General features: G+C 43.7%; 19 protein-coding genes. 5 read left to right on the forward strand and 14 right to left on the reverse strand.

All coding sequences use genetic code 11. The features are described 5' to 3' along the window. Positions 1-154: 154 nt before the first annotated feature. Positions 155-790 (forward strand): imidazole glycerol phosphate synthase subunit HisH, encoded by a 636-nt coding sequence (gene hisH / locus ACQKC9_RS08610; protein WP_427621392.1) that lies wholly within the window; start codon positions 155-157, stop codon positions 788-790. Positions 791-994: 204 nt separating this feature from the next. Next, positions 995-1,363 (forward strand): hypothetical protein, encoded by a 369-nt coding sequence (locus ACQKC9_RS08615; protein WP_424510487.1) that lies wholly within the window; start codon positions 995-997, stop codon positions 1,361-1,363. A 52-nt stretch (positions 1,364-1,415) separates the two neighbouring features. On the opposite strand, the gene ACQKC9_RS08620 is transcribed toward ACQKC9_RS08615, so the two are convergent. After that, entirely contained in the window at positions 1,416-2,738 is a 1,323-nt protein-coding gene (locus tag ACQKC9_RS08620; RefSeq protein ID WP_427621393.1) for a valine--pyruvate transaminase, read from the reverse strand. A gap of 286 nt (positions 2,739-3,024) precedes the next feature. Between ACQKC9_RS08620 and ACQKC9_RS08625 the strand changes: the two genes are divergently transcribed. Together ACQKC9_RS08625 and ACQKC9_RS08630 are read left to right on the forward strand one after the other, a co-directional pair. After that, a complete protein-coding gene (locus ACQKC9_RS08625) occupies positions 3,025-4,539 on the forward strand; it encodes an AAA family ATPase (RefSeq protein WP_427621394.1) in 1,515 nt (504 codons plus the stop codon). Between the two features lie 3 nt (positions 4,540-4,542). Further along, the gene (locus tag ACQKC9_RS08630; RefSeq protein WP_427621395.1) at positions 4,543-5,430 is read left to right on the forward strand and encodes an HNH endonuclease; all 888 of its coding nucleotides are present in this window, start codon (positions 4,543-4,545) and stop codon (positions 5,428-5,430) included. Positions 5,431-5,502: 72 nt separating this feature from the next. On the opposite strand, the gene ACQKC9_RS08635 is transcribed toward ACQKC9_RS08630, so the two are convergent. The 13 genes from ACQKC9_RS08635 to ACQKC9_RS08695 all read right to left on the reverse strand — a co-directional run bounded on the left by ACQKC9_RS08635 (position 5,503) and on the right by ACQKC9_RS08695 (position 20,527). Next, positions 5,503-8,145, reverse strand: coding sequence for an ABC transporter permease (locus ACQKC9_RS08635; RefSeq protein WP_427621397.1), 2,643 nt, complete (start codon positions 8,143-8,145; stop codon positions 5,503-5,505). Positions 8,146-8,164: 19 nt separating this feature from the next. Then, positions 8,165-8,884, reverse strand: coding sequence for an ABC transporter ATP-binding protein (locus ACQKC9_RS08640; protein ID WP_427621398.1), 720 nt, complete (start codon positions 8,882-8,884; stop codon positions 8,165-8,167). Between the two features lie 25 nt (positions 8,885-8,909). Further along, positions 8,910-9,773 carry an arylesterase gene (locus ACQKC9_RS08645; protein WP_427621400.1) on the reverse strand — a complete coding sequence of 288 codons (864 nt, stop codon included), beginning with the start codon at positions 9,771-9,773 and terminating at the stop codon, positions 8,910-8,912. A gap of 311 nt (positions 9,774-10,084) precedes the next feature. Continuing rightward, on the reverse strand, positions 10,085-11,317 hold the full coding sequence (locus ACQKC9_RS08650) for a CynX/NimT family MFS transporter (protein WP_427621402.1): 1,233 nt from the start codon (positions 11,315-11,317) through the stop codon (positions 10,085-10,087). Between the two features lie 395 nt (positions 11,318-11,712). Next, positions 11,713-11,958: a (Na+)-NQR maturation NqrM gene (gene nqrM / locus ACQKC9_RS08655; protein ID WP_057762175.1), complete on the reverse strand. Its 246-nt coding sequence runs from the start codon at positions 11,956-11,958 to the stop codon at positions 11,713-11,715. A 200-nt stretch (positions 11,959-12,158) separates the two neighbouring features. Further along, the gene (locus ACQKC9_RS08660) at positions 12,159-13,313 is read right to left on the reverse strand and encodes an FAD:protein FMN transferase (protein ID WP_427621403.1); all 1,155 of its coding nucleotides are present in this window, start codon (positions 13,311-13,313) and stop codon (positions 12,159-12,161) included. 123 nt (positions 13,314-13,436) lie between these two features. Further along, positions 13,437-14,237, reverse strand: a complete 801-nt coding sequence (locus ACQKC9_RS08665; protein WP_427621404.1) for an SDR family NAD(P)-dependent oxidoreductase — start codon at positions 14,235-14,237, stop codon at positions 13,437-13,439. 174 nt (positions 14,238-14,411) lie between these two features. Beyond that, positions 14,412-15,647: an NADH:ubiquinone reductase (Na(+)-transporting) subunit F gene (gene nqrF / locus ACQKC9_RS08670; protein WP_102078341.1), complete on the reverse strand. Its 1,236-nt coding sequence runs from the start codon at positions 15,645-15,647 to the stop codon at positions 14,412-14,414. Positions 15,648-15,769: 122 nt separating this feature from the next. Next, positions 15,770-16,378 carry an NADH:ubiquinone reductase (Na(+)-transporting) subunit E gene (gene nqrE, locus ACQKC9_RS08675; protein WP_011281361.1) on the reverse strand — a complete coding sequence of 203 codons (609 nt, stop codon included), beginning with the start codon at positions 16,376-16,378 and terminating at the stop codon, positions 15,770-15,772. Beyond that, on the reverse strand, positions 16,378-17,049 hold the full coding sequence (locus ACQKC9_RS08680) for an NADH:ubiquinone reductase (Na(+)-transporting) subunit D (protein WP_057762168.1): 672 nt from the start codon (positions 17,047-17,049) through the stop codon (positions 16,378-16,380). Before ACQKC9_RS08680 ends, nqrE begins: the two co-directional genes overlap by 1 nt. A 1-nt stretch (position 17,050) precedes the next feature. Beyond that, the gene (locus ACQKC9_RS08685) at positions 17,051-17,953 is read right to left on the reverse strand and encodes a Na(+)-translocating NADH-quinone reductase subunit C (RefSeq protein ID WP_057762167.1); all 903 of its coding nucleotides are present in this window, start codon (positions 17,951-17,953) and stop codon (positions 17,051-17,053) included. Further along, positions 17,934-19,169 (reverse strand): NADH:ubiquinone reductase (Na(+)-transporting) subunit B, encoded by a 1,236-nt coding sequence (locus tag ACQKC9_RS08690; RefSeq protein ID WP_057762164.1) that lies wholly within the window; start codon positions 19,167-19,169, stop codon positions 17,934-17,936. Before ACQKC9_RS08690 ends, ACQKC9_RS08685 begins: the two co-directional genes overlap by 20 nt. 5 nt (positions 19,170-19,174) lie before the next feature. Further along, positions 19,175-20,527 carry a Na(+)-translocating NADH-quinone reductase subunit A gene (locus tag ACQKC9_RS08695; RefSeq protein WP_238069994.1) on the reverse strand — a complete coding sequence of 451 codons (1,353 nt, stop codon included), beginning with the start codon at positions 20,525-20,527 and terminating at the stop codon, positions 19,175-19,177. A gap of 1,095 nt (positions 20,528-21,622) precedes the next feature. Here ACQKC9_RS08695 and hisA point away from each other — a divergent pair. Beyond that, positions 21,623-22,360 (forward strand): 1-(5-phosphoribosyl)-5-[(5-phosphoribosylamino)methylideneamino]imidazole-4-carboxamide isomerase, encoded by a 738-nt coding sequence (hisA, locus tag ACQKC9_RS08700; protein ID WP_102091064.1) that lies wholly within the window; start codon positions 21,623-21,625, stop codon positions 22,358-22,360. The last annotated feature ends 67 nt before the right edge of the window (positions 22,361-22,427 follow it).

A 22,427-nucleotide genomic window follows, 5' to 3' on the forward strand; every position in this document is an offset into this window, starting at 1 on the left:
AAGGGCCAGTCAAGCTTGGCGTACTAGTTGTACAGCCTGCGCTTGACTTCCTTGTAGCAAAACCTTATCTACACCTTAGTAATAGCCAACAATATAAATGGTCAATAATATAAATAGTACAGTAGTCAAAATATTTAAAAATGAGAACCAATCGATGACTAAAGTAGCACTACTAGATTATGGTATGGGCAACCTGCACTCTGCTAGCAAAGCCCTATCGGTAGTTGGGGCAGAAGTCTCTATCACCAATGATCCAAAAGTCGTCGCGGCGGCTGATAAAATCGTTTTCCCTGGTGTGGGTGCGATGCGTGATTGTATCGCTGGTATGCATGAAGCAGGAATTGATGACGTTATACGCCATGCAGTGTTTAACAAGCCCGTTATGGCCATCTGTGTGGGCATGCAGGCGTTGTTTGAGCAGTCAGCTGAAAATGGTGGCACGGATTGCCTAGGCATCTTAAACGGCACTGTAGAAGCGTTTGACCCTACGTGGAAAGACAAGCAGGGCGCGACGATAAAAGTACCGCATATGGGCTGGAATACCATTAGCGGTATGGATGTTGACCATCCGCTATGGCACGGTATCGAAGACAACGCGCATTTTTACTTTGTGCATAGCTATTACTGTGAACCTGCCGATAGCTCACAAGTGGCGGCGGTATGTGACTATGGGCAACCGTTCTGCGCTAGTGTGATCCAAGACAATCTATTTGCCACCCAGTTCCATCCAGAAAAGAGCCATACTGCTGGCTTGCAACTGCTCAAGAACTTTGTAGAGTGGAATGTGTAAATAGTTGATAAACGTGAAGTGAATATTTAATTTAGTAGAAGGTAGATTATCAATTGTATAATCTGCCTTTTTTATGCTCAGCCATCACTTTGTAGCTGCCATTCTGTAGCTATTATAGTTTAGCCATCATGGTTTAGTGATACGCTCAGTTATTTTCTACTTGCTTATACTTGGAATATCTCAGTGGATTTTACTGCCTTTAAAATGAATGTTGTGGAAACAACTGGCCTTGCCAAAGATGCCTTACATATCTATGTCGGTGTCGGTGTTTATCTGCTGTGTCTGGTTGCGCTGCGACCTATTATCAAAAGCCAAGGTATTCGGTCATTTATTGCTCTGATCATCGTAACTTGCATTGCGCTGTTGGGTGAGTATTTGGACAATCGAGATACGATTGAATCACTTGGCTTGACAGGCTTAAGCCGTGATCAGATACTCGCGAGCATCCGTGATTTGATCAATACTTGTATGCTGCCGTATGTGCTCTTTGCACTGAATAAGTGGACGACTATATTTCGACCAACCAATAAATCGACTTCACTAACCAAACGCCATAAAAAAACGGACTATTAATTAGTCCGTTTTTTCATTTTGCTATTTGAATTTATAATTCTAGCAGCTCATCTTATTTCTTGGCTTCATCATACAGCTCACGTACGACTTCACCAATTGCTTTAATACCATCCGTTAGCGTCTGCTCATCAGCGGCGATACTCATGCGGATACATTCGTGTGCATGCTGATAATCGCTAACATCGACACCAGGGAAGAAGTATTCACTTGGCACAATAAGCGTACCTTTTTCTTTGAGACGCTCGTATAGATCCAGTGTGCTAATCGGCAAGTCTTTAAACCATAACCATAAGAATATCGCGCCTTCAGGCTTGTGAATGACCAACGGATAATCACCCAAGGCTTCTTTTAACAGCTTAACGGCAAGGGTGGCCTGCTTTTGATAAAACGGCTTGATGTCGTTATCAGATAATTGCTTGATACGATCGTTTTCTACCAATGGCGTAGCAATCGCTGCACCAAAGCGTGTCGGTGCTAGATTGACCACGGCATTCATCGCGCTGACCGCTTCGATCACTTTGGCGTCGGCCACGATAATACCAGTACGCATACCAGGCAAACCAATCTTCGACAGGCTAAAGCATAGAATCGTATTGTTATCCCAATTCAGATGCGCGTCAGAGTAGATGATGTTAGGGAAGGGCATACCGTAGGCGTTATCGATAATCAGCGGTATGTCATAGCGTTTGGCAATCTCAGCCAAATGCGCCATTTCGTCATCGGTCAGCACGTTACCAGTTGGGTTGGTCGGGCGTGAGCAGCAAATCGCGCCGATACGACCTTCTTTTAGGGCTGGCAAGTTTTCTAACGCGTCAAAATCCACACGATATTTAAAGAAGCCTTCCTCACCATCATGTGTCACTTCATCGATATGCGGTAATACCGCGGTGAAATGCTGACCTTCCACATGCACATCGCTATAGCCGATATACTCAGGGGTCAATGGCAGTAGAATAGACTTGTCGATAGTCTCGCTATTCTCATCAGCGAACGCACCGCCAAATAGATTAAATAGATAGAAAAACGCATTCTGTGAGCCATTGGTCAGAGCGATATTTTCTGAAGTGAGGTTCCAATCATAATGACGGTTAAAGAAGCCAACCAAGGCATCGATGAAACCTGCATCCCCTTGTGGATTGGAGTAGTTCGCCATGCTGATAATCGCGCTACTATTGGCTTCACCTGTATCGTTATCTGTGCCTAGTGCCTTATACGTCTCCAAAAACAGCTCATTGACGGCATCAATTTTGGCAGGGTTACCACCGCCGAGCATGTTGACTGGCTGATCGCTTTTTAGCGCATCGCCTAGATCGTCCATTAATTGTGAGATGCCAGTAGGCTGGGTAAATTTTTGACCGAACTTTGAGAATTTCATAAGGCTACCATGCTGTTTGGGAGGGTGTTATAAGTGGGTATTTAACCGATAAAGTTGGGCTAGTATAGCAAATGAGGGCTATAAAATAAGCAAAGTGCGGGGTAGATATTGACTTATATGTCTATACAGGTTGTGAAGTAAAAAACGCCCTCTAGGTGAGTAGGAAGCGCTTAGGTTTGACGTTTTAGTGGTTGATAATTTTGTAGCTAGTACTGCTTTGCGCTTGTAGTTGGTAAGCTGACAATCTACTATTATCGATATTACATTGAGATTAACTGAGATAGCTATGTTAGTAACTGTTGTCAATAAGCCTTGGAATGTACCTTCTAGCTCTGTAAGCAAGGTTATTCTTGTAAAAGATAACTGGAATGACTATGGTTTTTATACTACTTTTTCTTTAGTCATATTTGATGAACAGGGTAAAAAGCATGAAATGGGTCTTGTTCAAATAGCTTTTAAAGGACAAGAAGAATCTCAACATACTTACTCTGCAATCGATAAAGAGTTTATAAATTTAGATAAAAAATATTTTTCCATAGGTGGAGGTGTTGACTACTATAGTAAATTTAACCAACTTACAGAAAGTTTAAAAATAACCATACTAACCTCTCTTAGAGATATTGCATATAATACTGATATTATTAAAGATATTGAAGATGAATCAGTTTTTGAGACATCTTTGTTGAGGAGCGTTAGTTTAACGACTATAAAAAATCAATATAATAGAGTATTAAAAGGTAACGCTCCATTAACCGAGTTTAAATTTAAGTTTTTACGTAAAAATATGGATAGTTTTTCAAATATTGCTCTGGACTTCGAAGTTTATCCAGAGTCCAAGCCTAATACTAATATTCATGTACTTATTGGTAGAAACGGTATAGGAAAAACTACTATATTGAATGGAATGATTGATGCGGTGATAGGAATTCAGAGTCCAACTTATAGGTTTGTTACTGAAGACTTTTATTTAGGAGAGGTGGACATTTCTAAAGGTTACTTCAGTAGAATGGTTTCAGTTTCATTTAGTGCGTTTGATCCTTTTAAGCCTTATAAAGAACAGAATGATCCCACAAAAGGGACTCGTTATAGCTACATAGGCTTAAAGAGTGATAACAAAAAAGAAAGTCTTAAAAACATTGATGAGTTGTATTTTGAGTTTATTAAAGCACTCAAAATATGTCTTCATTTGAAAAAAAATCGATGGTTAAGTGCAATTCAAACTTTAGAGTCTGATAGTAATTTTTCTGAAATGAATTTAAAAGAGTTAGTTAGCTATACAAAGAAAGAACTTGAAGAAAAAGCATTAGAGAAAATCAAAAGTATGAGTTCAGGTCATGCAATTGTACTAATTATTTTAACTCAGCTATTAGCTACTGTAGAAGAAAAAACTCTAGTATTGCTTGATGAACCTGAAAGTCATTTACATCCTCCATTATTATCAGCCTTTATAAGAACTCTATCAGACATATTAATCTATCATAACGGGGTGGCTATAATTGCTACCCACTCACCTGTTGTATTACAAGAAGTACCGAAGTCGTGTGTATGGAAAATAATAAGAACAGGTAATGAGTCTATATGTTCTCGTCCTAATATTGAAACTTTTGGTGAGAATGTTGGCACTTTAACTAGAGATGTTTTCGGCTTAGAGGTTGAAAAATCAGGTTTCTATAATTTACTAGCAGAGTCTGTATCTAATGGTGGTACTTATCAAAGTATTATCAACGAATACGAAAATCAACTCGGTCTAGAAGGTAGGTTGATTCTTAAATCTTTACTTCGTTCGAAAGATAGTGAGTAAAGAATGAAAAAACTTGATATAGATTTTCCATTCAATGATGATGTTATTCAACTCTGTTGTGAAGGGATAATTAAAGATACGAAATTAAAGAATAGATTGGAAAGTGCGACACCTATAATGTCAAAGTCATTCGTTGACTATAGCAATAAAGCTGGATTACAAGAACTTTACTCTCTAAAAGGATATAGCAAAAACAAAAAGAATGATCCAAAAGTTATTTTAGAGCTATTACATTCAGAACTGACATACATATATACAACCTTCTTTGCTAAACAAGGTAAGCCTGCTCGTCAGATATACGACAAAATTATGGTTAATGCTAAAGGCATATGCCCTTATTGCGGTATAGGCTCTCCAATGGAGCTAGATCATTATTTACCTAAATCTAAATTTCCTCAATTTTCTATTTTTACTTTAAATCTGATACCCTCTTGTGAACGGTGTAATAAGTATGGGAAGGGCAGCAATTTTGCTCAAAACAAAGGTGAGCAGATTTTACATCCTTACTTAGACCATAGCTTATACTATGATAGTCGCTGGATGAGCGCAAATCTAGAAAACAATGGGACTGATGATATAACTATAAATTACTATGCTGACCCGCCAGATAGCTGGGATAGTGTTGATAAAGATAGAGTAAAGACTCATTTCTATACGTTCAATTTACAGCAAAGGTATTCTACCTCAGCAGGTGAAGAGCTTAGCACTTTACTTCCTCAAATATACTCTATGAAGTATAAAGGATATGATATAGATGATGTATGTGAAGTTTTATTAGACCCAGTAATTCTAGCACCTAATATGTCAAAAAATCATTGGAAGAGAGTTATGTATATAGCGGTTAGAAACTATATTCAAGCTCAGCGAACTTTAGACGTATTTATCTGTTAAATTATTCATCTCGCAGATCATTATCAAAAATATTTAGGCTAGACATATGGTCTAGCCTTTTTGACTTTCGTCCTAAATCATCGCCCTTACCCTTGCCATAATCCCACGTCCAATCACCAATCTCACATAAATAATAGCAATAGCAAACAGCAATATGATTAACGCCGCACCGCCAATCGCCAAGCTTGTCCACGGCACACTAAACTGTAGATTAAACCATTGAGTAATAGCCGCCCATGCGCCAACGCTAGCGATAACAACGGCAAAGGTCGCCGCGCTAATCCCAAGTACACCCAACTCTAGGATATTGAGCATATACAAGTCACGCTTTTGCATACCGAGCAGTCTAAATGACGCGCTGTCTTTCATACGGTCTTGCGAAGTAGATAGCAGTGAGCTAATCAGCACCATGACCCCAGTGAGTAGAGCAAGCAAGGTGAATACATAGACCAAGCGGCTCATTTGTACCACCAGTTCTTGAATTTGCTTGGCAATGGCAGTGCCATCGATCGTAGTGACAGCAGGGAACTCGCGTACCAGTTTGCCTTGCAGTTCTGGAATGGCACTCTCTGACACATGTGCAGTAGCAAACTGAATTTGCGGGGCAGCGGACAGCACGGACGGCTCAAACAAGAAGTAGAAATACGGGCTTGGGCCACGCTCATAGCGCGTGCGAATACTGGTGATTTGTCCGATGATTTCGATACCTTGAATGTTAAAGCGTACCTGATCGCCCATACCGACATTGAGCATACCTGCAGCAGTGTCCAAGATAGATAAGGGTTTGATTTGCTCATTTGTCGCATCGATAGGGGTATATAGCGCATCGTCTGTGAGCGATTCAGTGATGTATTCGGTATCCATGACCGTATCTGAATAGCTCAAGTTAAAGACACGCGTGGGATCATCAAACCCATCAGCAGGCTCGATATCTTTTGCCGCCACATCATTTGCTGTCTCCACACGCGCACGAATGACGGGATAATAGGTAACAGGCGCCTCAATGATCGCATCAATATCGTCATGTTGATCGCTCTGCACATCGAGCAAAAATAGATTGGGCGCGTCTTCAGGATAGGCATTGATAAACTGCGCATTGATACTGTGATTGAGCGTGGTGATGAGTGTCAGTACCGCGACCGATAGCGATAAGGTGACAAAGAACAGCGCAGATTGATTGCCTTTACGCGCCAGATTATGAATGGCGATACGTTGCATCCAGCTGACCTTGGTGTTGCTCGCTAGCTTATTAAGCAGCCATAGCCACCCACGTGCCAACAGCCAAAATATCGCCACAAAGCCGATCAAGCCGCCTAATAGCTGTGCGCCTAATGACAGTGAACCCACTTCATAAGCAAAGAAGGCATACAGTCCTGCTAGCACCAAGCCATACCATAGTAGCGGCACGCGTCGATACCAAGGCAAGTTTTGCGTTTGCGTGCTCGCCCCTTGATTGAGTAGGGTAGCGGGTTTGGTCGTGTTAAGTGCGCTTAAACCACGCTGCGCAATCAGTAACGTCAGGGCTAAGGCAATCACAATAGTTTTGATCGCACTGATTGGATTAATGGCGAGGCCGACATCGGCTGGCAAGATAGCCACCAGATACGGCTGACCGATTTTGAGCAAACCCAGACTAAGGGCAACCGCTGCGATACAAGCAATGACAGTCGTTACGATAAGCAATTGATAATAGCTGCGTTTGAGTGAGACAAGTGGCTCGCCGAGCGCCAATCGAATGGCATTATTGGATTGCTGCTTACTGACAAACGCACTAATGACACCGTACATGGCAACCGCAGATAGTAGCAACACCGCGATGACTAGCAGTTTTAAAAACATCAGCACATTATCAGAGATACGCGAGACAGAAGTGTCTGCGGACTCTGCATCAGAGAGCTCGATATCAGGATAATTGGTCAGGATATCTGTAAGCTGTTCACGCTGCGTGGTTATCAGCTCGGGATCGCCTGCCATTTCGATACGATAGTTTATGCGGCTGCGTTGACCCAATAGGTTGGTTGACGGGAGTGCATCTTGTTTCATCAACACACGCCCACCGAAACCAAAGGTGGTCAGCGGACGGTCAGGCTCTTTGGTCAGTACATCACTGATCGTGAACTGCGCATCGCCAATGGTGATACGGTCGCCGACATCGGCCTGTAGACTACTGAGCACTTCTGGCGCGACTATCACACTGTCAGATGTTAGCTGATCCCACAGCGGCTGCCCCGAGGCAAGTTCCGCTGTGCCGTATAGGGGATACGACGGCGAGACGGCTTTGACACTGGCAAGCAAGGTTTGCTCATCATTGACCAGCATGGCGCTAAACTGATAGTCATACACGGTCTGTGTATTAGGGAGAGTTTCTACCTGTGACAATACTTCGCTTGGCCAGTCTTGCTTACTGTTTAGGATTAGATCCCCACCAACGAGCGCGCGCTGATTGTCGTTGATGTAGCTATCGACAGACTGCTGTACCGAGTCGAGGGTCAGGTAGGTTGCAAGCGACAAGGTCAACGTCAGTAGAAACAACACAGGATACACCCAGCGCTGCCACCAGCTACGGCTGAGTGCTTGCGAGCCTAGGGTTTGAAAACCTAGAGTACGGGTAAATAGCTGACTAAGAATGCCGCTAGGATAACTGGACTCTTGATGCATACTGGTAGCAGTCTTTTTTGTATCAGGCGATTTGTTGTCTGTGGGCTTACTATTCATTAAGATACAATCCAGTTATTCATGTAGGTACAATGCGGCCGTCATGCATGGTGATGACGCGATCTGCCATCTCGGCAAGTGCAGGATCATGAGTCACGACCACCAGTGCCGAGCCAACCTGTTGGCGTAAGTCCAATAGCAGCTGCATAACTTGATCGGCATTTTGCTCGTCTAGGTTGCCTGTTGGCTCATCCGCAAAGACAATCTTTGGATGCGATACCAGTGCTCGCGCCACCGCTGTACGCTGCTGCTCACCACCTGACAACTGATTGGGTAAGCTGTTACGTCTATGACCTAAGTCGACCGCATCTATCAGCTCGTCTACGCGTGATGGGTTTGGACGTCTGGCAATATCAAGTGGAAAGGCGATATTTTCAGCGACGGTTAGTGTGGGCAGTAGATGAAACGACTGAAAGACAAAGCCCATATCCTGCTGTCGAATAACGGCAAGCGCATCCTCGTCAAGACTGCTAAGCATTTGACCTGCCAGCGACACCGTACCACTATCGGGATAGTCTAATGCTGCGAGTAAACCTAACAAAGTAGATTTACCCGAGCCTGATTTGCCCATGATGACCACAAACTCGCCAGCATTAACGTAGATATCTACGTCTTTAATGATGGACAGATTTTGCTCACCGACTTGCACGGTTTTATTTAATTGTGAAGCGGTCAGTAGGGATTGTGTCTTAGCGTCTGCTTGTAGCGTTGCTGTGGCAGTCGAAGATGATAATGTCATTACAGTGTCTCGTTAAATAGTCTCGTTAAATAGTCTCGTTTGTCTTATTTTTCGTCATATTGTCTTGAGCAGTCGTAGCTGTGTTATCGGTATCGGCTGTTTTTAACTCTTTTAACTCTTCTAGTTCATTTAATTTCGGCTCTAGAATAGGCAAGATATTGTTATTGACGATAATCTCATAGCCTTCTTTGGTCGGATGAATCGCATCTGCTTGGTTAAGCTCTCGGTCACCGCCGACGCCCTCTAAGAAAAACGGAATGAGCGTTAGATTCATGTCTTTCGCAATACGAGGATAAATGTCTGAGAATGCGGCAACATATTCACTGCCTAGATTGTCATAGATTGACATACCGCCTAAGACGACGACACTGCCATTGTCTTGCAGATGCTTAACCGCAGTACGAATATTGGCTTCAATGGTTGCCACATCGATACCGCGTATCGCATCGTTAGCACCAATGGTCAATATAGTGATGTCAGGTTTGGTCTGCGATACCCAGTCCAATCGATTGACCAATCCCGTACTGGTTTCACCGCTTAGACCTGAGTTAATAACTTTAGCGTTAGCGTAGCCCATCTCTTGCAGACGATTTTCTAACTGAGCAGGATAGTTGTCGTCTTTGTCCACTCCCAGACCTTCTGTCAGTGAGTCACCAAGCGCTAGAATAGTAAGTGATGAGGATTTGACCTGTTGATCAGTTGTTGCTGCGGTTTCAGTGACTATTGGAGCAGTGCTGGTTTTACTGTTAGTCGCTTCAGTACGGGTACTCTGCGTGTCAGTAGCAGATGTGGTTTCAGCATCTTTTTGACAGCCACTGATAGCCATTACAGCTGCGAGCATGGCAATAGCAGGCAAGCGCTGAGCAAAACGAGAGGGAAATTTCATCATGGGTGTTATGTCCTATATGCAATCAAACCAGTGTCTAGTCAAATCCTATCTAAACCAGATACAGTATCAGTCGGATAAATCGTCAGGCTCGCTCAGTCTACTATTGGTAGTACTTTCACACGCCGTCTTTTTATCCGGATTATATTGAGTATCCAGCTTATATTAAGTATCTAAGTTATATTGAATTGACTATAGCAAAATAAGACAGTGACCTATATTGCCCTAAGGTTAATTTAAGGCCGCTTTATTGCGCGTTAGCAATCATAACCTTGTAGACCACAAAAACTGATAGAAATGAAAGCTGATAGCAATCAAATATATTTGCCATCGACCATTACTGGACGACTAACAAGCCAAGCAATCACGACGTTGGCAATCATCAGTATCAACATAATAAAAAGAGGCATATTCCAGCTACCAGTTATTTCATGCAGCCAGCCTGTACCCAATGGTCCAAAAAACGCAATGACATAACCAACTGCTTGAGCCATACCAGACAGCTCACTTGCCTGATTGGTCGTATAAGTACGCATCGAGAACAGCATCATGCTTAAGGTGAAAATCGCCGAACAGCCCATGCCCATCATGCCTGACCATAGCCATGCCAAATCAGTCGGTAGGTAACTGACGCCCAATATACCAACGACGTTTAGCACAGCGGCGAACACTGCTAGCGCTTGAATAGGGCGACCGCGATTGACCAACCAAGTTAAGCTTAAAATAGAAACTGGTGCCATAAACTGAAATACAGAACCCATTTGTCCAGCACTGACGGCAGATAGTCCCTTACTCACCCAAATCGACGGTAAAAAACTAGCAACGGTGTAAAACAATAATGACTGTAATCCCATAAAAATAGCAATCTGCCACGCAAAAGTGGTTCGCCACATAGAGATGTCAGAAGAACCTAACGCCGCAGGGATGACCGCTTGATGGTTAGATGAACCCAAACGCACACGTAAGAACAGCCAAATCACGAAAGCAAAAACACCTAGTATCGTCCAACCGCCTAATGCCCACTGCCAACCAACCTGCTCCGATAGCGGTAATACGACGCCTGCGACGATACCTGCTGCTGTGGTCATCGTCAGACTAAACAACCCTGTAATCAGCGGAATATGTTGTGGGGTACGCTGCTTAATGACCGGTGCTGCTAAAGTATTAGCGAAACCAATGGCGAGGGTAAGTAGCAAAGTACCAATTAAAAACCCACTCCATGTCGGGATAGCGGTCCGAATAATCATCCCTACCGTTAACAGCCCAATCATGGCAATCAGTGTATTTTCTAGCCCGAATCGCTTACCAATGGTTGGAGAAATCAGCGCACCAACGGCAAAGCTCAGCATAGGCACTGCTCCTAGCCAGCCTATCTGAAACTCAGAGATATTAAGCGCGTCCTTTACCACTGGGGCGATAGAACCTAGCGCGACGATAGGTGCACGCATATTGGTGGCTAGCAGAATCATGGCACACAGCACCAACCAAAAGGTAAAGCGTGAGGAGGGCAGGCTAGATGAAGCAGATAGATTGGACGAGGTAGACATAGCAGCACAACGATGACAGCGAAAAAAACACGTTATTAGACAGCGCCAAGAAATCGCCGCTTATAAAATAACACCAGAGAGCATTTACCCAGACACGTACCTAAACGGTAAGCGATATCTTAAATGAGACCGAAAAATATATGTAGCGCGTAAGACATACAATTTGCTTAACTGACTTTGCTAAATTTGCAGACATGTTAGTCAAAATGCATTTGTGGTTACTTCGAGTTACGGCTATAGAACAGTGATAATAAGAGATGGCGATAATAAGTAATCTTAAATAAATAGTCTTATCGCACAATAAAAATAGCGCCAAGTCACTTTTACAGGACTTGACGCTATTATAAGAACATATGTCAGGTAAATGCTACCAGCGTATGGTAACCAATAGGCTATTAAACCGATTTACCCAATTGAGCAGCTCTTAATGCATTCTCTTGCTGTTCAGCGATTAGTGAATCGCACTTATTGGGATCATTACCACAAAACGAGCAATTTTCGTCGCCCATCAATTTGGCAACACCGCCACAAGATCCTCTAAGCGGCTTTTTTTTGACCATATAACCGACGCCCATAAAAATGAAGAATAGGACAAATACGGTGAAAGTAATGGCAAGCATAGGAAGCAGTTGGCTAAGCATAGAGGAAACCTCATTTTAAAAAATAGGGCAGTTATTAGTGGTGCTGTCTAAGTTCATGCCAGCTAAGCACCGTTAATAACAACTGTATAATAGTATAGCAAATTTTAGTGCAGCTCGTTGTGCGTTAACGTATTCTCTTGTTTCACATCTATCACTTACCAGTGGCTGTTAGAGTGTGCCATCTAGAGTTTGAAGAGCGTTTAGAGCTTTTTATCAGCACGTAATGCTTTCATCGCTGGTGTTTGTACCACCTGCCAGTCGTCAATATCATCGTCAGTAGCTTCGTTGGACATATCGTCAGAACCTTTTGATTTTACATCGTCAGCTAGTACCACGAACATAGCCGCCAGATTTTGCGTTTTAGCGAGGTCTAGTGCTTTGTGATAAGGCATCGCGGTAAGGGCAGTTGCCCACGCATCCGCCAATGCAACTGAATCAGCTGCGACAGTAACTGAAGGTGCGCCGCCTGCAATAGGGTTACCCGTTGTCGGATCGATAGTATGGCTATAGCGTTTGCCATCGAATATGACAGAGTTGCGATAGTTACCAGAGGTCGCTAGATGCATTTGGCTAGCCGTATTCTTTGGCTGGCGAATAGCAGATATGGTTTGACGTTCGCTGACCGTACTGCCTTCAATAGGGGCGTCAATCGCAATTTGCCATGGCTGCTGCTGGTTGTTCACACCAGAGGTGGCTATTTCACCGCCGATCTCAACCATATAGTTACGAATTTGATAATCATCTCTCAGCACATCAGCAATGACATCGACGCCATAACCTTTGGCAACGGCAGAAAAATCTAAACCAACGCCATCTTTGGTTTTATAGATGGTGTCGTCTTTCTTTATAATGCTCTTAAAATCGACCAATGCTTTGGCTTGCGCAATCTCAACGGCGGTCGGTGGGCTTTGTAGGCGCTCGACCGTCATGGTACTTCCAAAGCCCCATGTATTTACGAGTGGCATAACGGTAGGGTCAAAAGCACCGCCAGACTGCTGATAGACAATTTGTGAGACATCGAGCACACGACTAAAATCCGCATCGATAGTGATAGGTTTGTCTTTGCCCAAACGATTGAATGTAGATATCGTTGAGTCATTTTGATAAGTAGACATGCTATCGTTAATTTGTTTTAGGCGCTCGTCTACCGCAGCTTGTATGGCAGCTTCGTCTGCATCATCAGGCAACTGATAGCTAATATGGTAGCTCGTCCCCATTGTCTCACCGATCAGATAGTTATAGTCTGGGGTTTGCTGGCAAGCGCTGACACCTAAAGTACTGGCAAGGCTGACGACGCTTACTAAGGTAAGGTGCAGAGGTTTTTTGGAAGATAAGCTGGATATAGTGTTTTTCATAATATTTTCGGTATGGCGTAGAAATGAGTAGGGTGTAAAACAAGCTACGCTTATTTTACACCCCTTGAACCCAAAAATACTAATGAAGGCACCATTCAGCGACAATTCGTTCGGTTGAGCGGATTATTTTACTTGTGACTCACGTATGAGCTTATAGAGTTTTGGCGGAGAGACGCGGTTGACCCGTGTGGCCAGTTTTTCTTTGCGACCAGCGACGATAATATATTCCTCTCCCTTGGCGAGCGCCTTCACGACTTGTTTGGCAAACTCAGTCGCAGTCAGACCGTTATTGGTTGCCTCATCCATCGTACCCTGTGCGCTACCGTCGCCAGTCAACGCATTTATAGAGATATTAGTCTGGATAAACCCGGGGAATATCGTGGCTACTTCGATACCTTGGTCGTGTAGCTCAGCACGCAAGCTGTTTGCCCACATATGCAGCGCTGCCTTGGCTGCCCCATAAGCACCGCGATATTGTGTACCCAATAGGCCTGCCACACTCGAGACCATCACGACTTTGCCGCCGCCTTGTGCAATCATGTCAGGCAACGCAAGTCTAGTAAGGCGCGTCTGAGCAAAATAATCTATTTCCATGATTTGACGCTCAACCTCTTCAGCCGTGTCCATAATGAGCGAACGCTGACTGATACCAGCGTTATTGATAAGCCAGTCGATTTTCCCCGCCTGAGCTTTAGCAGCAGCATAAGCTTCTTTGGTTTGATTGGCATCACTGATATCAAAAGAAACGACAATATGTTTGTTAGCGCGTTTGCAGCTGTTTTTGACCACATCTAACTTATCACTGTCACGTCCACTTAGAATAATCCTAGCCCCGCGTTTGGCGAACGCAACAGCTAATGCTTGGCCGATACCGCTAGAAGCGCCTGTGATCCAAATGGTTAGATCTTTGTATTTCGTTTTCATAAGAGTCCTTTCTCAATGTTTAGATAGTCCATAATATAGGATAATAAAGCGACTCTACTAGCTAGATTTGTAGCCTACCAAGCCACAGTTGTGTGTAAAAATCGCACAAAAAAAGAGCCTCAATTGAGACTCTTTTTTATTCTTACATTTCTGCGGTTAGATTAAGTCTCTAACTTAACCACCGAAATCATCAAGCATGATGTTTTCGTCTTCCACGCCCATGCTGTGTAGCATGTCGATTACGGCAGCGTTCATCATCGGTGGCCCACACATGTAATATTCACAGTCTTCTGGGTTTGGATGATCTTTCAGATAGTTTTCGAGCAATACGTTATGGATAAAGCCTGTTGGACCTTCCCAGTTATCTTCTGGTAATGGGTCAGACAGTGCAACATGCCACTCAAAGTTATCGAACTCTTCTTCTAGCTGATCATAGTCTTCAACGTAGAACATCTCACGAATAGAACGAGCACCATACCAGAAGCTAATCTTACGATCTGTGTTCAAGCGTTTGAGCTGATCAAAGATATGCGAACGCATTGGGGCCATACCAGCACCACCACCAACAAAGATCATTTCAGCTTCGGTCTTCTTGGCAAAGAACTCACCATAAGGACCTGAAACCGTCACTTTGTCACCAGGTACTAAGCTAAATACCCATGAAGACATTTTGCCTGGTGGAATACCGTCAGGACCACGTGGCGGTGGACTGGCGATACGGATATTAAATTTGATGAGGCCTTTCTCTTCAGGATAGTTAGCCATCGAGTAAGCACGGATAACTGGCTCATCAACTTTTGAGACATAGTTGAAGATACCGAATTTTTCCCAGTCTTCTCTATATTCTTCATCAACCACAAAGTCTTTGTAATGCACTTCATGCGGTGGCGCTTCCAACTGTACATAACCACCAGCGCGGAAGTTTACTTCTTCGCCTTCTGGAATTTTTAGTACCAGCTCTTTAATGAAGGTAGCAACGTTATCGTTAGAGATAACTTCACATTCCCATTTCTGTACATCAAAGAACTCAGGGTCAATCTCAATTTTCATGTCTTGCTTAACAGCTACCTGACAAGCTAAGCGCATGTGATTGCGGATTTCACCTTGAGTAAAATAGCCTTCTTCGGTGGGCAAAATAGAACCACCACCTTCAATAACGCGGCAACGACACTGCGCACAAGTACCACCACCACCACAAGCTGAAGATAAAAATATACCTTCGCCCGCTAGCGTTTGTAGTAGTTTGCCGCCAGCTGGTGTCACCACATCATTATCGGGATTATCATTAATATGGATAGTGACATCGCCTGAACTGACCAGTCTTGAGCGCGCCGCCAAAATAATAGCGACAAGGCCCATGATGATCAAGGTAAACATAGCAACGCCACCAATCGCCGTAGCGTAATCCATGGTAGGTATCCTTAATCTATGGGGTAGGGGTGTAGGGGCATAATCTATGCTGTACCCAAACCTCTACCGAATAAATGAATTAAATAAGTCAAATAGCTAATGAAAGCTTTGAGCTTAGCGGTTTAGATGGACATACCACCGAACGACATAAAGCCGAGCGACATAAGACCAACCGTGATAAAAGTAATACCAAGACCACGCAGCGGTGCTGGAATATCTGAGTATTTGAGCTTTTCACGGATACCCGCCAATGCTGTAATAGCAAGTGCCCAACCGAAGCCTGCCCCCACACCATAGACAACAGATTCACCAAAGTTATAGTCACGCTCAACCATAAACAGTACACCACCTAAGATGGCACAGTTTACGGTGATTAGTGGTAAGAATACCCCAAGTGCGTTATATAGACTCGGTACAAACTTGTCCAAGAACATCTCTAGGATCTGTACGGTGGCTGCAATCAAACCGATATAACTTAGCAATCCTAAGAAGCTCAAGTCGATATCAGGGAACCCTGCCCATGCCAGCGCACCATCTTTTAGGATGAACTGGAATAGTAAATTGTTTAGTGGAACCGTAATTGCCATTACGACAACAACCGCAACACCTAGACCAATCGCTGTAGAGACTTTTTTGGATACGGCCAAAAAAGTACACATGCCTAAGAAGTAGGCAAGCGCCATGTTCTCAATAAAGACTGAGGTTATAAATAAACTAACATAATGTCCCATTAGTGACCGCCTCCATGTGCCATGCCTTTAGACTGCGGCTTCATTACAAACTCAGCTTCTTCAACTTGTTCTGGTTTCCAGATACGGACAACAGCGATGAACAAACCAATGATAAAGAACGCTGATGGTGGTAACAATAATAAACCGTTTGGTATGTACCAACCGCCATCAGTGACTGGCTGTAGAATCGTAATACCAAACCAAGTACCAGCACCCAATAGCTCACGGATAGTTGCAACGAATAGCAATACTGCTGAGTAACCAAGACCGTTACCAATACCGTCTAAAAAGCTTGGGATAGGTGGGTTGCTCATAGCAAATGCTTCAGCACGGCCCATAACGATACAGTTCGTAATAATCAGACCAACAAAGACTGACAAACCTTTACTGACGTCATAAGCAACTGCTTTTAGTACCTGATCAACCAAGATAACCAACGAAGCAATAATCGTCATCTGTACGATGATACGAATGCTTGATGGAATCTGCTTACGGATAATCGAGATAAAGAAGCTTGAAAATGCCGTTACCAAGGTCAATGCCACACACATGACCATAGCGTTAGCCATGCTGGTGGTGACAGCCAATGCCGAACAGATACCAAGGATCTGTAGGGCAATAGGATTATTATCAAAGATAGGCGTGGTTAAAATGCTTTTAGTGTCAGCCATGTTATGCCTCCTTGCCGTTTGCTACTGGTAGCTTGGCTGCCAATTCGGTTTTAGGTTGAGCTGCCGGCTTTGATTGATTTGCTTGCGTGTCTGCACCTTCAACCGTTTGGCCGCTCTTTTCGCGTAGCGTATCTAGATAAGGCTTATAACCTTGCTCACCTAACCAAAACTGAATCATGTTGCTGACGCCGCGGCTAGTCAATGTTGCACCGCTAATGCCATCAACCCAGTTCTCTTTTGGGTTACCAGCTTTGGTTACACCAGTGGCAACGTTACCATTCTCGTCATAGGACTCGATACCGCTCCACTTTGCACGCCATTCTGGCTCTTCGATACGAGCGCCAAGGCCTGGGGTTTCTTTATGCTCATAGAAACTGATACCTTTGATGGTATTCATATCACTTTCGAGCGTTAAGAAACCATAGATAGTGCCCCATAGGCCGTAGCCCTGAATTGGCAATACAACCGTTTCTGGCTGACCTGCGTCATCATTTTTGACATAGACTTTGGCATATTTTGGCTTACGACCAATACCAGCAGGATCGTTGTCACCCAAGTCTTCACTTAAAGCTTGGTTTTTTGTCGCTTGACTGGCGTCATAAGCATTACGATCAGGGATGCCAGCAGTTTTTAGCGCATCGTCATCGAGATAAGTACCTTCGTTTAGATCAATGATTTTTACTTCAAAATCTTTAAAACGTTCGGCGACATCATCTGCTGTATCAGACTCAGCGTCATACATATCAGCCGCAACTAAGATGTTTTTGTTACGATCTAAACGTGCGTTTTCAACTTGCGCAGGCTTTAGACCAACAGCCACTGCTGAAACCAACACTGAACACACCAAGCATAGCGTCAAAGCCACACTGATGGTTTTCGCGTTATTACTTTTGGGCTTGGACATAGCGAACCCTCCGAGCGGTTTGGCGTTTGATATTTGCTTGAGTCACAAAGTAATCAAACAATGGAGCAAATAAGTTGGCGAATAGAATGGCCAGCATGATGCCTTCTGGGAAAGCAGGGTTGATGACGCGAATCAGTACGGTCATAAAACCAATCAAGATACCGTAAGCCCAGCGGCCTTTGTTTGTATGCGCAGCTGATACTGGATCGGTTGCCATAAATACAGCACCGAAAGCAAAGCCACCGATAACCAAGTGCCAGTAGAACGGCAAGCTCATCATCATATTGTCTTCAGAACCAATCATGTTGAATACAAGAGACGTAGCAATCAGACCGACCACACAACCTGCCATAATGCGCCAAGAAGCAATACGCGTCCATAGCAACACTGCCGCACCCATTAGAATGGCTAGCGTCGATACTTCACCGATACTACCTTGCATGTTACCTAAGAATGCATCACTCCACGTGATCGCATTACCATAGACGTCGACGAAGTCCTGAGGAACCACACCAAGTGCTGCAAGGCCAAGAGGGGTTGCACCTGAGAAACCGTCTACTGCTGTCCATACTGAGTCACCAGACATATAGGCTGGATAAGCAAAGTATAGGAATGCACGACCCGATAGGGCAGGGTTAAGGAAGTTTTTACCAGTACCACCGAACACTTCTTTTGCGACAACTACACCAAAGATAATACCTAGGGCAACTTGCCATAAAGGAATATCAGGTGGTAGACATAATGCAAATAGAACTGAAGTCACAAAGAAACCTTCGTTAACTTCGTGTCCACGGACGACAGCAAAGATAATCTCACAGAGAATACCTACCGCAAACGTCACGATGTAAATAGGCAAAAACTGCATCGCACCATAGACGAAGCTTGCCCAGATACTGTCTGGATTATAGCCTGCCATGCTAGTGATAACAGTACGCCAGCCTTCAGGCTGTAAGCCAAGCTGAGCGATAGCGGTTAGTGCTTGATGACCAATGTTGTACATACCCCAAAACATCGCTGGGAAGGTACATAGCCATACGGTAATCATAATACGCTTTAGGTCAATCCCGTCACGTACATGTGATGACGCATAAGTGGTTGAGCTTGGTTGACGTAAGAACGTATCAAACATCTCAAAAATAGCGTAGTACTTTTCGTGTTTGCCGCCTTTGGTGAAAGATGGCTCCATACGATCGAACATATTGTGTAAAAATTTCATCGTGGTTAGCCCTCCAGCTCAATGCGCGTTAAGTTATCACGCAAAATATCACCGAATTCATATTTGCCAGGAGATACAAAGGTGCATAGTGCCAAATCTTCTTCGTCCAGTTCAAGCACACCCAAATCTACGGCGCTAATGATGTCTTCGACGATCAATGCACGTAGTAATTGAGTTGGTAGGTAATCTTGTGGCATGACTTCTTCATAGACACCGATTGGTACCATCGCTCGTGGTGAGCCGTTACTTGTGGTAGTAAAGTCGTACTTTTTGCCACCAAAGAACTGCGAAATATAGATAGGCAGTTTTGAGAAGCGGTTTTTACCTGGAGTAAAGAAGTGGAACGCAGGACGCTCACGACCTTCAGTCAATACGCTGATCTGATTGTGAAAACGACCCAGATAGGCGATGTTTTCAAACACTTTGCGACCAGACAATACTGAACCTGAAATGATACGGTTCTCGCCAGCAGCCAGCTTACCTTTGGTCAATGCAGTGATATCAGCACCGCGCTCAGTCATAACCAAATGTGGGTTGGTGACAGCAGGACCTGCTAAGCTCACCATGCGGCGCGTATATAGACGACCTGTCGTAAACAATTTACCGATGGCAATCACGTCTTGATAACCAATCGTCCATACGGTCACACCGCGGCTGATAGGATGCAAAAAATGAATATGCGTACCAGCAAGACCAGCTGGATGCTTACCAGCAAAACCATGATACTCAGTGACGTTATTCGCTGCAGTCTTTGCAACTGGCGTCAGTTGGGTATCGCCGTGATGGCAGACAAAGGTCTTTGGACTAAGCGTAGATAATACAGCAAGTCCATCATTGAACGCTTGTAGCTGCTCATTGATCACAAGCATCGGGTCAAAGGCAAGTGGATTGGTATCCATTGCTGTGACAAAGATAGCATGTGGACGAGCGCCGATTTCGGGTGCGCGGCTATAAGGACGCGTACGGAACGCCGTCCATTCGCCAGAGGCAATCAGTTGGGTTTCAACGACTTCAGAGTCTAGGTCAGCAAGCTGCTGTGAGTCATAGCGCTCAAAGTCTACTTCTTCACCATTTGGGTCGACCGCAATCACAAGACTCTCAAACACTCGACGTTCGCCACGTTTAACAGCGACGACCTTACCGGCAGCAGGGGCAGTGTAGATCACGCCAACACGTTTTTTGTCTTCAAAAACGGGCTGGCCTTTGGCTACAATGTCACCTTCTTTGACATTCATAGTGGGCTTCATACCCACATAATCATAGCCAACAAGTGCTACATGTGTCGGTTGGTGCTCAGATATCTCGCGGGAGGGTTCACCAGTGATGGGCAAATCCAAACCTTTTTTGATGGTAATCATAAGCGAAAACTTAGTCCATAGTCTAAAACGATACCAGACGTCCTGTTTGGTATATCGGTAGCATGAACATTTGTATCACTCAACAAAGCCTTCAATCGTCTATTTCCTTTATAGTGAAATAGGGATGAAAGCTCTGTGAAGACAATACATGATCATAACTACTAGTAAGAGTATTAACGCTGACCTTAGACTCCTTAACAACACGTTAATGTCTTATTCGAATTACCAAAGTGGCGACTGGCTACCAAGGTGTATGCTAAAACCGTTTCATCGAAACCAATCGCTACAGCACATGGCTAAAAGAGACTGGTTTAAATACAAATGGCTTTATCACACGTTTCATTGAAATTTAAAACTTGTAACACCAGTATGTTTGACCATCTCTCGTTCACTAATATCGTTTAAAGATATTCGATAGAATAAGAGTGTGGCCAAATAACGATCTATTAAGGTAGATGATATACTGGTTAAAAGACAAACTAGCTAAGCAACTGATAAGCAAACCTCACTTATTATAAGCTGCTATAGTTTTAATCGTAACGGTTTTAATATAGTTAGCTAGTGATAGGGACTTGCAAGACATCTAATTAAGGTTAAATACCGCAGAATCGATGGTTTAGAGACTATTGGTTGAAATTTTTCAGATAGTCCTTTTTAGCAATTTCTTGGCCAATATTTTATTGGCGTATTGAACGATTGCTCGATCCATCCTGATCACCATACTGTATTAGTGAGTCGTAACAACTCAACAAAAAGCGTAACACATGGTTACTATCACATAGAAACAAATAAAAATTTACCTAGGATTATACGCTAAATTGACCTAAAATTGCCAGTCAGTAATAGAATTTAACGATTGTTGGTAGTGATTCTACGTACTAAAACTTATGGTTATGATTGTCTAGTTTCTGTCTTTCTTATTTGTATTCAAACAGATTGCTAACTTAGCGATGTCTTGGTTTTCGATCTGTCCATAATTTATGCTACTTTTAAGCAGCGTTTTCTCTCGTTATTTGATGCCTCGATAACGTTTCATTCTCAAAATTTTAATTTAATAAATTTATTGCCAATCTTGTGCTTTATAAGGAATGCTATATGTGTGCTGTGCCCGTCATTATCCCGGCTATTGATTTAAAAGATGGTAAGTGTGTACGTTTAAAACAAGGCCGTATGGAAGATGATACGGTGTTCTCTGATGACCCAGTTGCCATGGCAGCACGTTGGGTAGATGAAGGCGCGCGTCGTTTGCATTTGGTCGATTTGAATGGTGCTTTTGATGGCGTGCCAGTACATAGACAAGTGGTCAATGATATCACCAAAGCCTATCCGAACCTGCCTATTCAGCTGGGTGGTGGTGTACGTAACATGAACACTATCGAGCAGTATATTACCGCAGGTTTGACGTATATCATTATCGGTACAAAAGCTGTTGAAGATCCTGATTTTGTCGCTGAAGCTTGCCGCGAATTTGCAGGGCATATCATCGTAGGTATCGATGCCAAAGACGGTATGGTAGCCACTCATGGCTGGGCAAACGTGACAGATACCAAAGCGACCGAGCTTGCTAAGCGCTTTGCAGATGTAGGCGTGTCGTCAATCGTTTATACTGATATCGCTCGCGATGGCATGATGCAAGGCGTTAACGTCGAACAAACCGTTAATTTGGCGCGTGAAGGCGGATTACCTGTGATTGCATCAGGTGGCGTTACCGATATGAAAGATATTGAGCTGTTAAAGCCGTATGGTGATTGTATCGAAGGTATCATTACTGGTCGTGCTATCTACGAAGGCACGCTGAACTTAAGCGAAGCACAGCTTTATTTAGATAGCTAAATAAAGCCAGACAGCTAATTCCTAACAACTAGCTAAGCGAGAAAAATCCATAAAAAATAAAGGATGC

The sequence above is a fragment of the Psychrobacter sp. NPDC078409 genome (genome assembly GCF_050268505.1).
Taxonomy (GTDB): Bacteria; Pseudomonadota; Gammaproteobacteria; order Pseudomonadales; family Moraxellaceae; genus Psychrobacter.

What these genes read in the sequence shown, in the direction of transcription:
- ACQKC9_RS08615 (WP_424510487.1), top strand. Translation starts at nt 995, where the DNA reads ATGAATGTTGTGGAAACAACTGGCCTTGCCAAAGATGCCTTACATATC.
- ACQKC9_RS08685 (WP_057762167.1), bottom strand. Translation starts at nt 17,953, where the DNA reads ATGTCCAAGCCCAAAAGTAATAACGCGAAAACCATCAGTGTGGCTTTG.
- ACQKC9_RS08660 (WP_427621403.1), bottom strand. Translation starts at nt 13,313, where the DNA reads ATGAAAAACACTATATCCAGCTTATCTTCCAAAAAACCTCTGCACCTT.
- ACQKC9_RS08690 (WP_057762164.1), bottom strand. Translation starts at nt 19,169, where the DNA reads ATGAAATTTTTACACAATATGTTCGATCGTATGGAGCCATCTTTCACC.
- nqrF (WP_102078341.1), bottom strand. Translation starts at nt 15,647, where the DNA reads ATGGATTACGCTACGGCGATTGGTGGCGTTGCTATGTTTACCTTGATC.
- ACQKC9_RS08695 (WP_238069994.1), bottom strand. Translation starts at nt 20,527, where the DNA reads ATGATTACCATCAAAAAAGGTTTGGATTTGCCCATCACTGGTGAACCC.
- ACQKC9_RS08645 (WP_427621400.1), bottom strand. Translation starts at nt 9,773, where the DNA reads ATGATGAAATTTCCCTCTCGTTTTGCTCAGCGCTTGCCTGCTATTGCC.
- ACQKC9_RS08665 (WP_427621404.1), bottom strand. Translation starts at nt 14,237, where the DNA reads ATGAAAACGAAATACAAAGATCTAACCATTTGGATCACAGGCGCTTCT.
- ACQKC9_RS08680 (WP_057762168.1), bottom strand. Translation starts at nt 17,049, where the DNA reads ATGGCTGACACTAAAAGCATTTTAACCACGCCTATCTTTGATAATAAT.
- ACQKC9_RS08635 (WP_427621397.1), bottom strand. Translation starts at nt 8,145, where the DNA reads ATGAATAGTAAGCCCACAGACAACAAATCGCCTGATACAAAAAAGACT.
- ACQKC9_RS08650 (WP_427621402.1), bottom strand. Translation starts at nt 11,317, where the DNA reads ATGTCTACCTCGTCCAATCTATCTGCTTCATCTAGCCTGCCCTCCTCA.
- ACQKC9_RS08630 (WP_427621395.1), top strand. Translation starts at nt 4,543, where the DNA reads ATGAAAAAACTTGATATAGATTTTCCATTCAATGATGATGTTATTCAA.
- hisA (WP_102091064.1), top strand. Translation starts at nt 21,623, where the DNA reads ATGTGTGCTGTGCCCGTCATTATCCCGGCTATTGATTTAAAAGATGGT.
- ACQKC9_RS08625 (WP_427621394.1), top strand. Translation starts at nt 3,025, where the DNA reads ATGTTAGTAACTGTTGTCAATAAGCCTTGGAATGTACCTTCTAGCTCT.
- ACQKC9_RS08640 (WP_427621398.1), bottom strand. Translation starts at nt 8,884, where the DNA reads ATGACATTATCATCTTCGACTGCCACAGCAACGCTACAAGCAGACGCT.
- hisH (WP_427621392.1), top strand. Translation starts at nt 155, where the DNA reads ATGACTAAAGTAGCACTACTAGATTATGGTATGGGCAACCTGCACTCT.
- nqrM (WP_057762175.1), bottom strand. Translation starts at nt 11,958, where the DNA reads ATGCTTAGCCAACTGCTTCCTATGCTTGCCATTACTTTCACCGTATTT.
- ACQKC9_RS08620 (WP_427621393.1), bottom strand. Translation starts at nt 2,738, where the DNA reads ATGAAATTCTCAAAGTTCGGTCAAAAATTTACCCAGCCTACTGGCATC.
- nqrE (WP_011281361.1), bottom strand. Translation starts at nt 16,378, where the DNA reads ATGGGACATTATGTTAGTTTATTTATAACCTCAGTCTTTATTGAGAAC.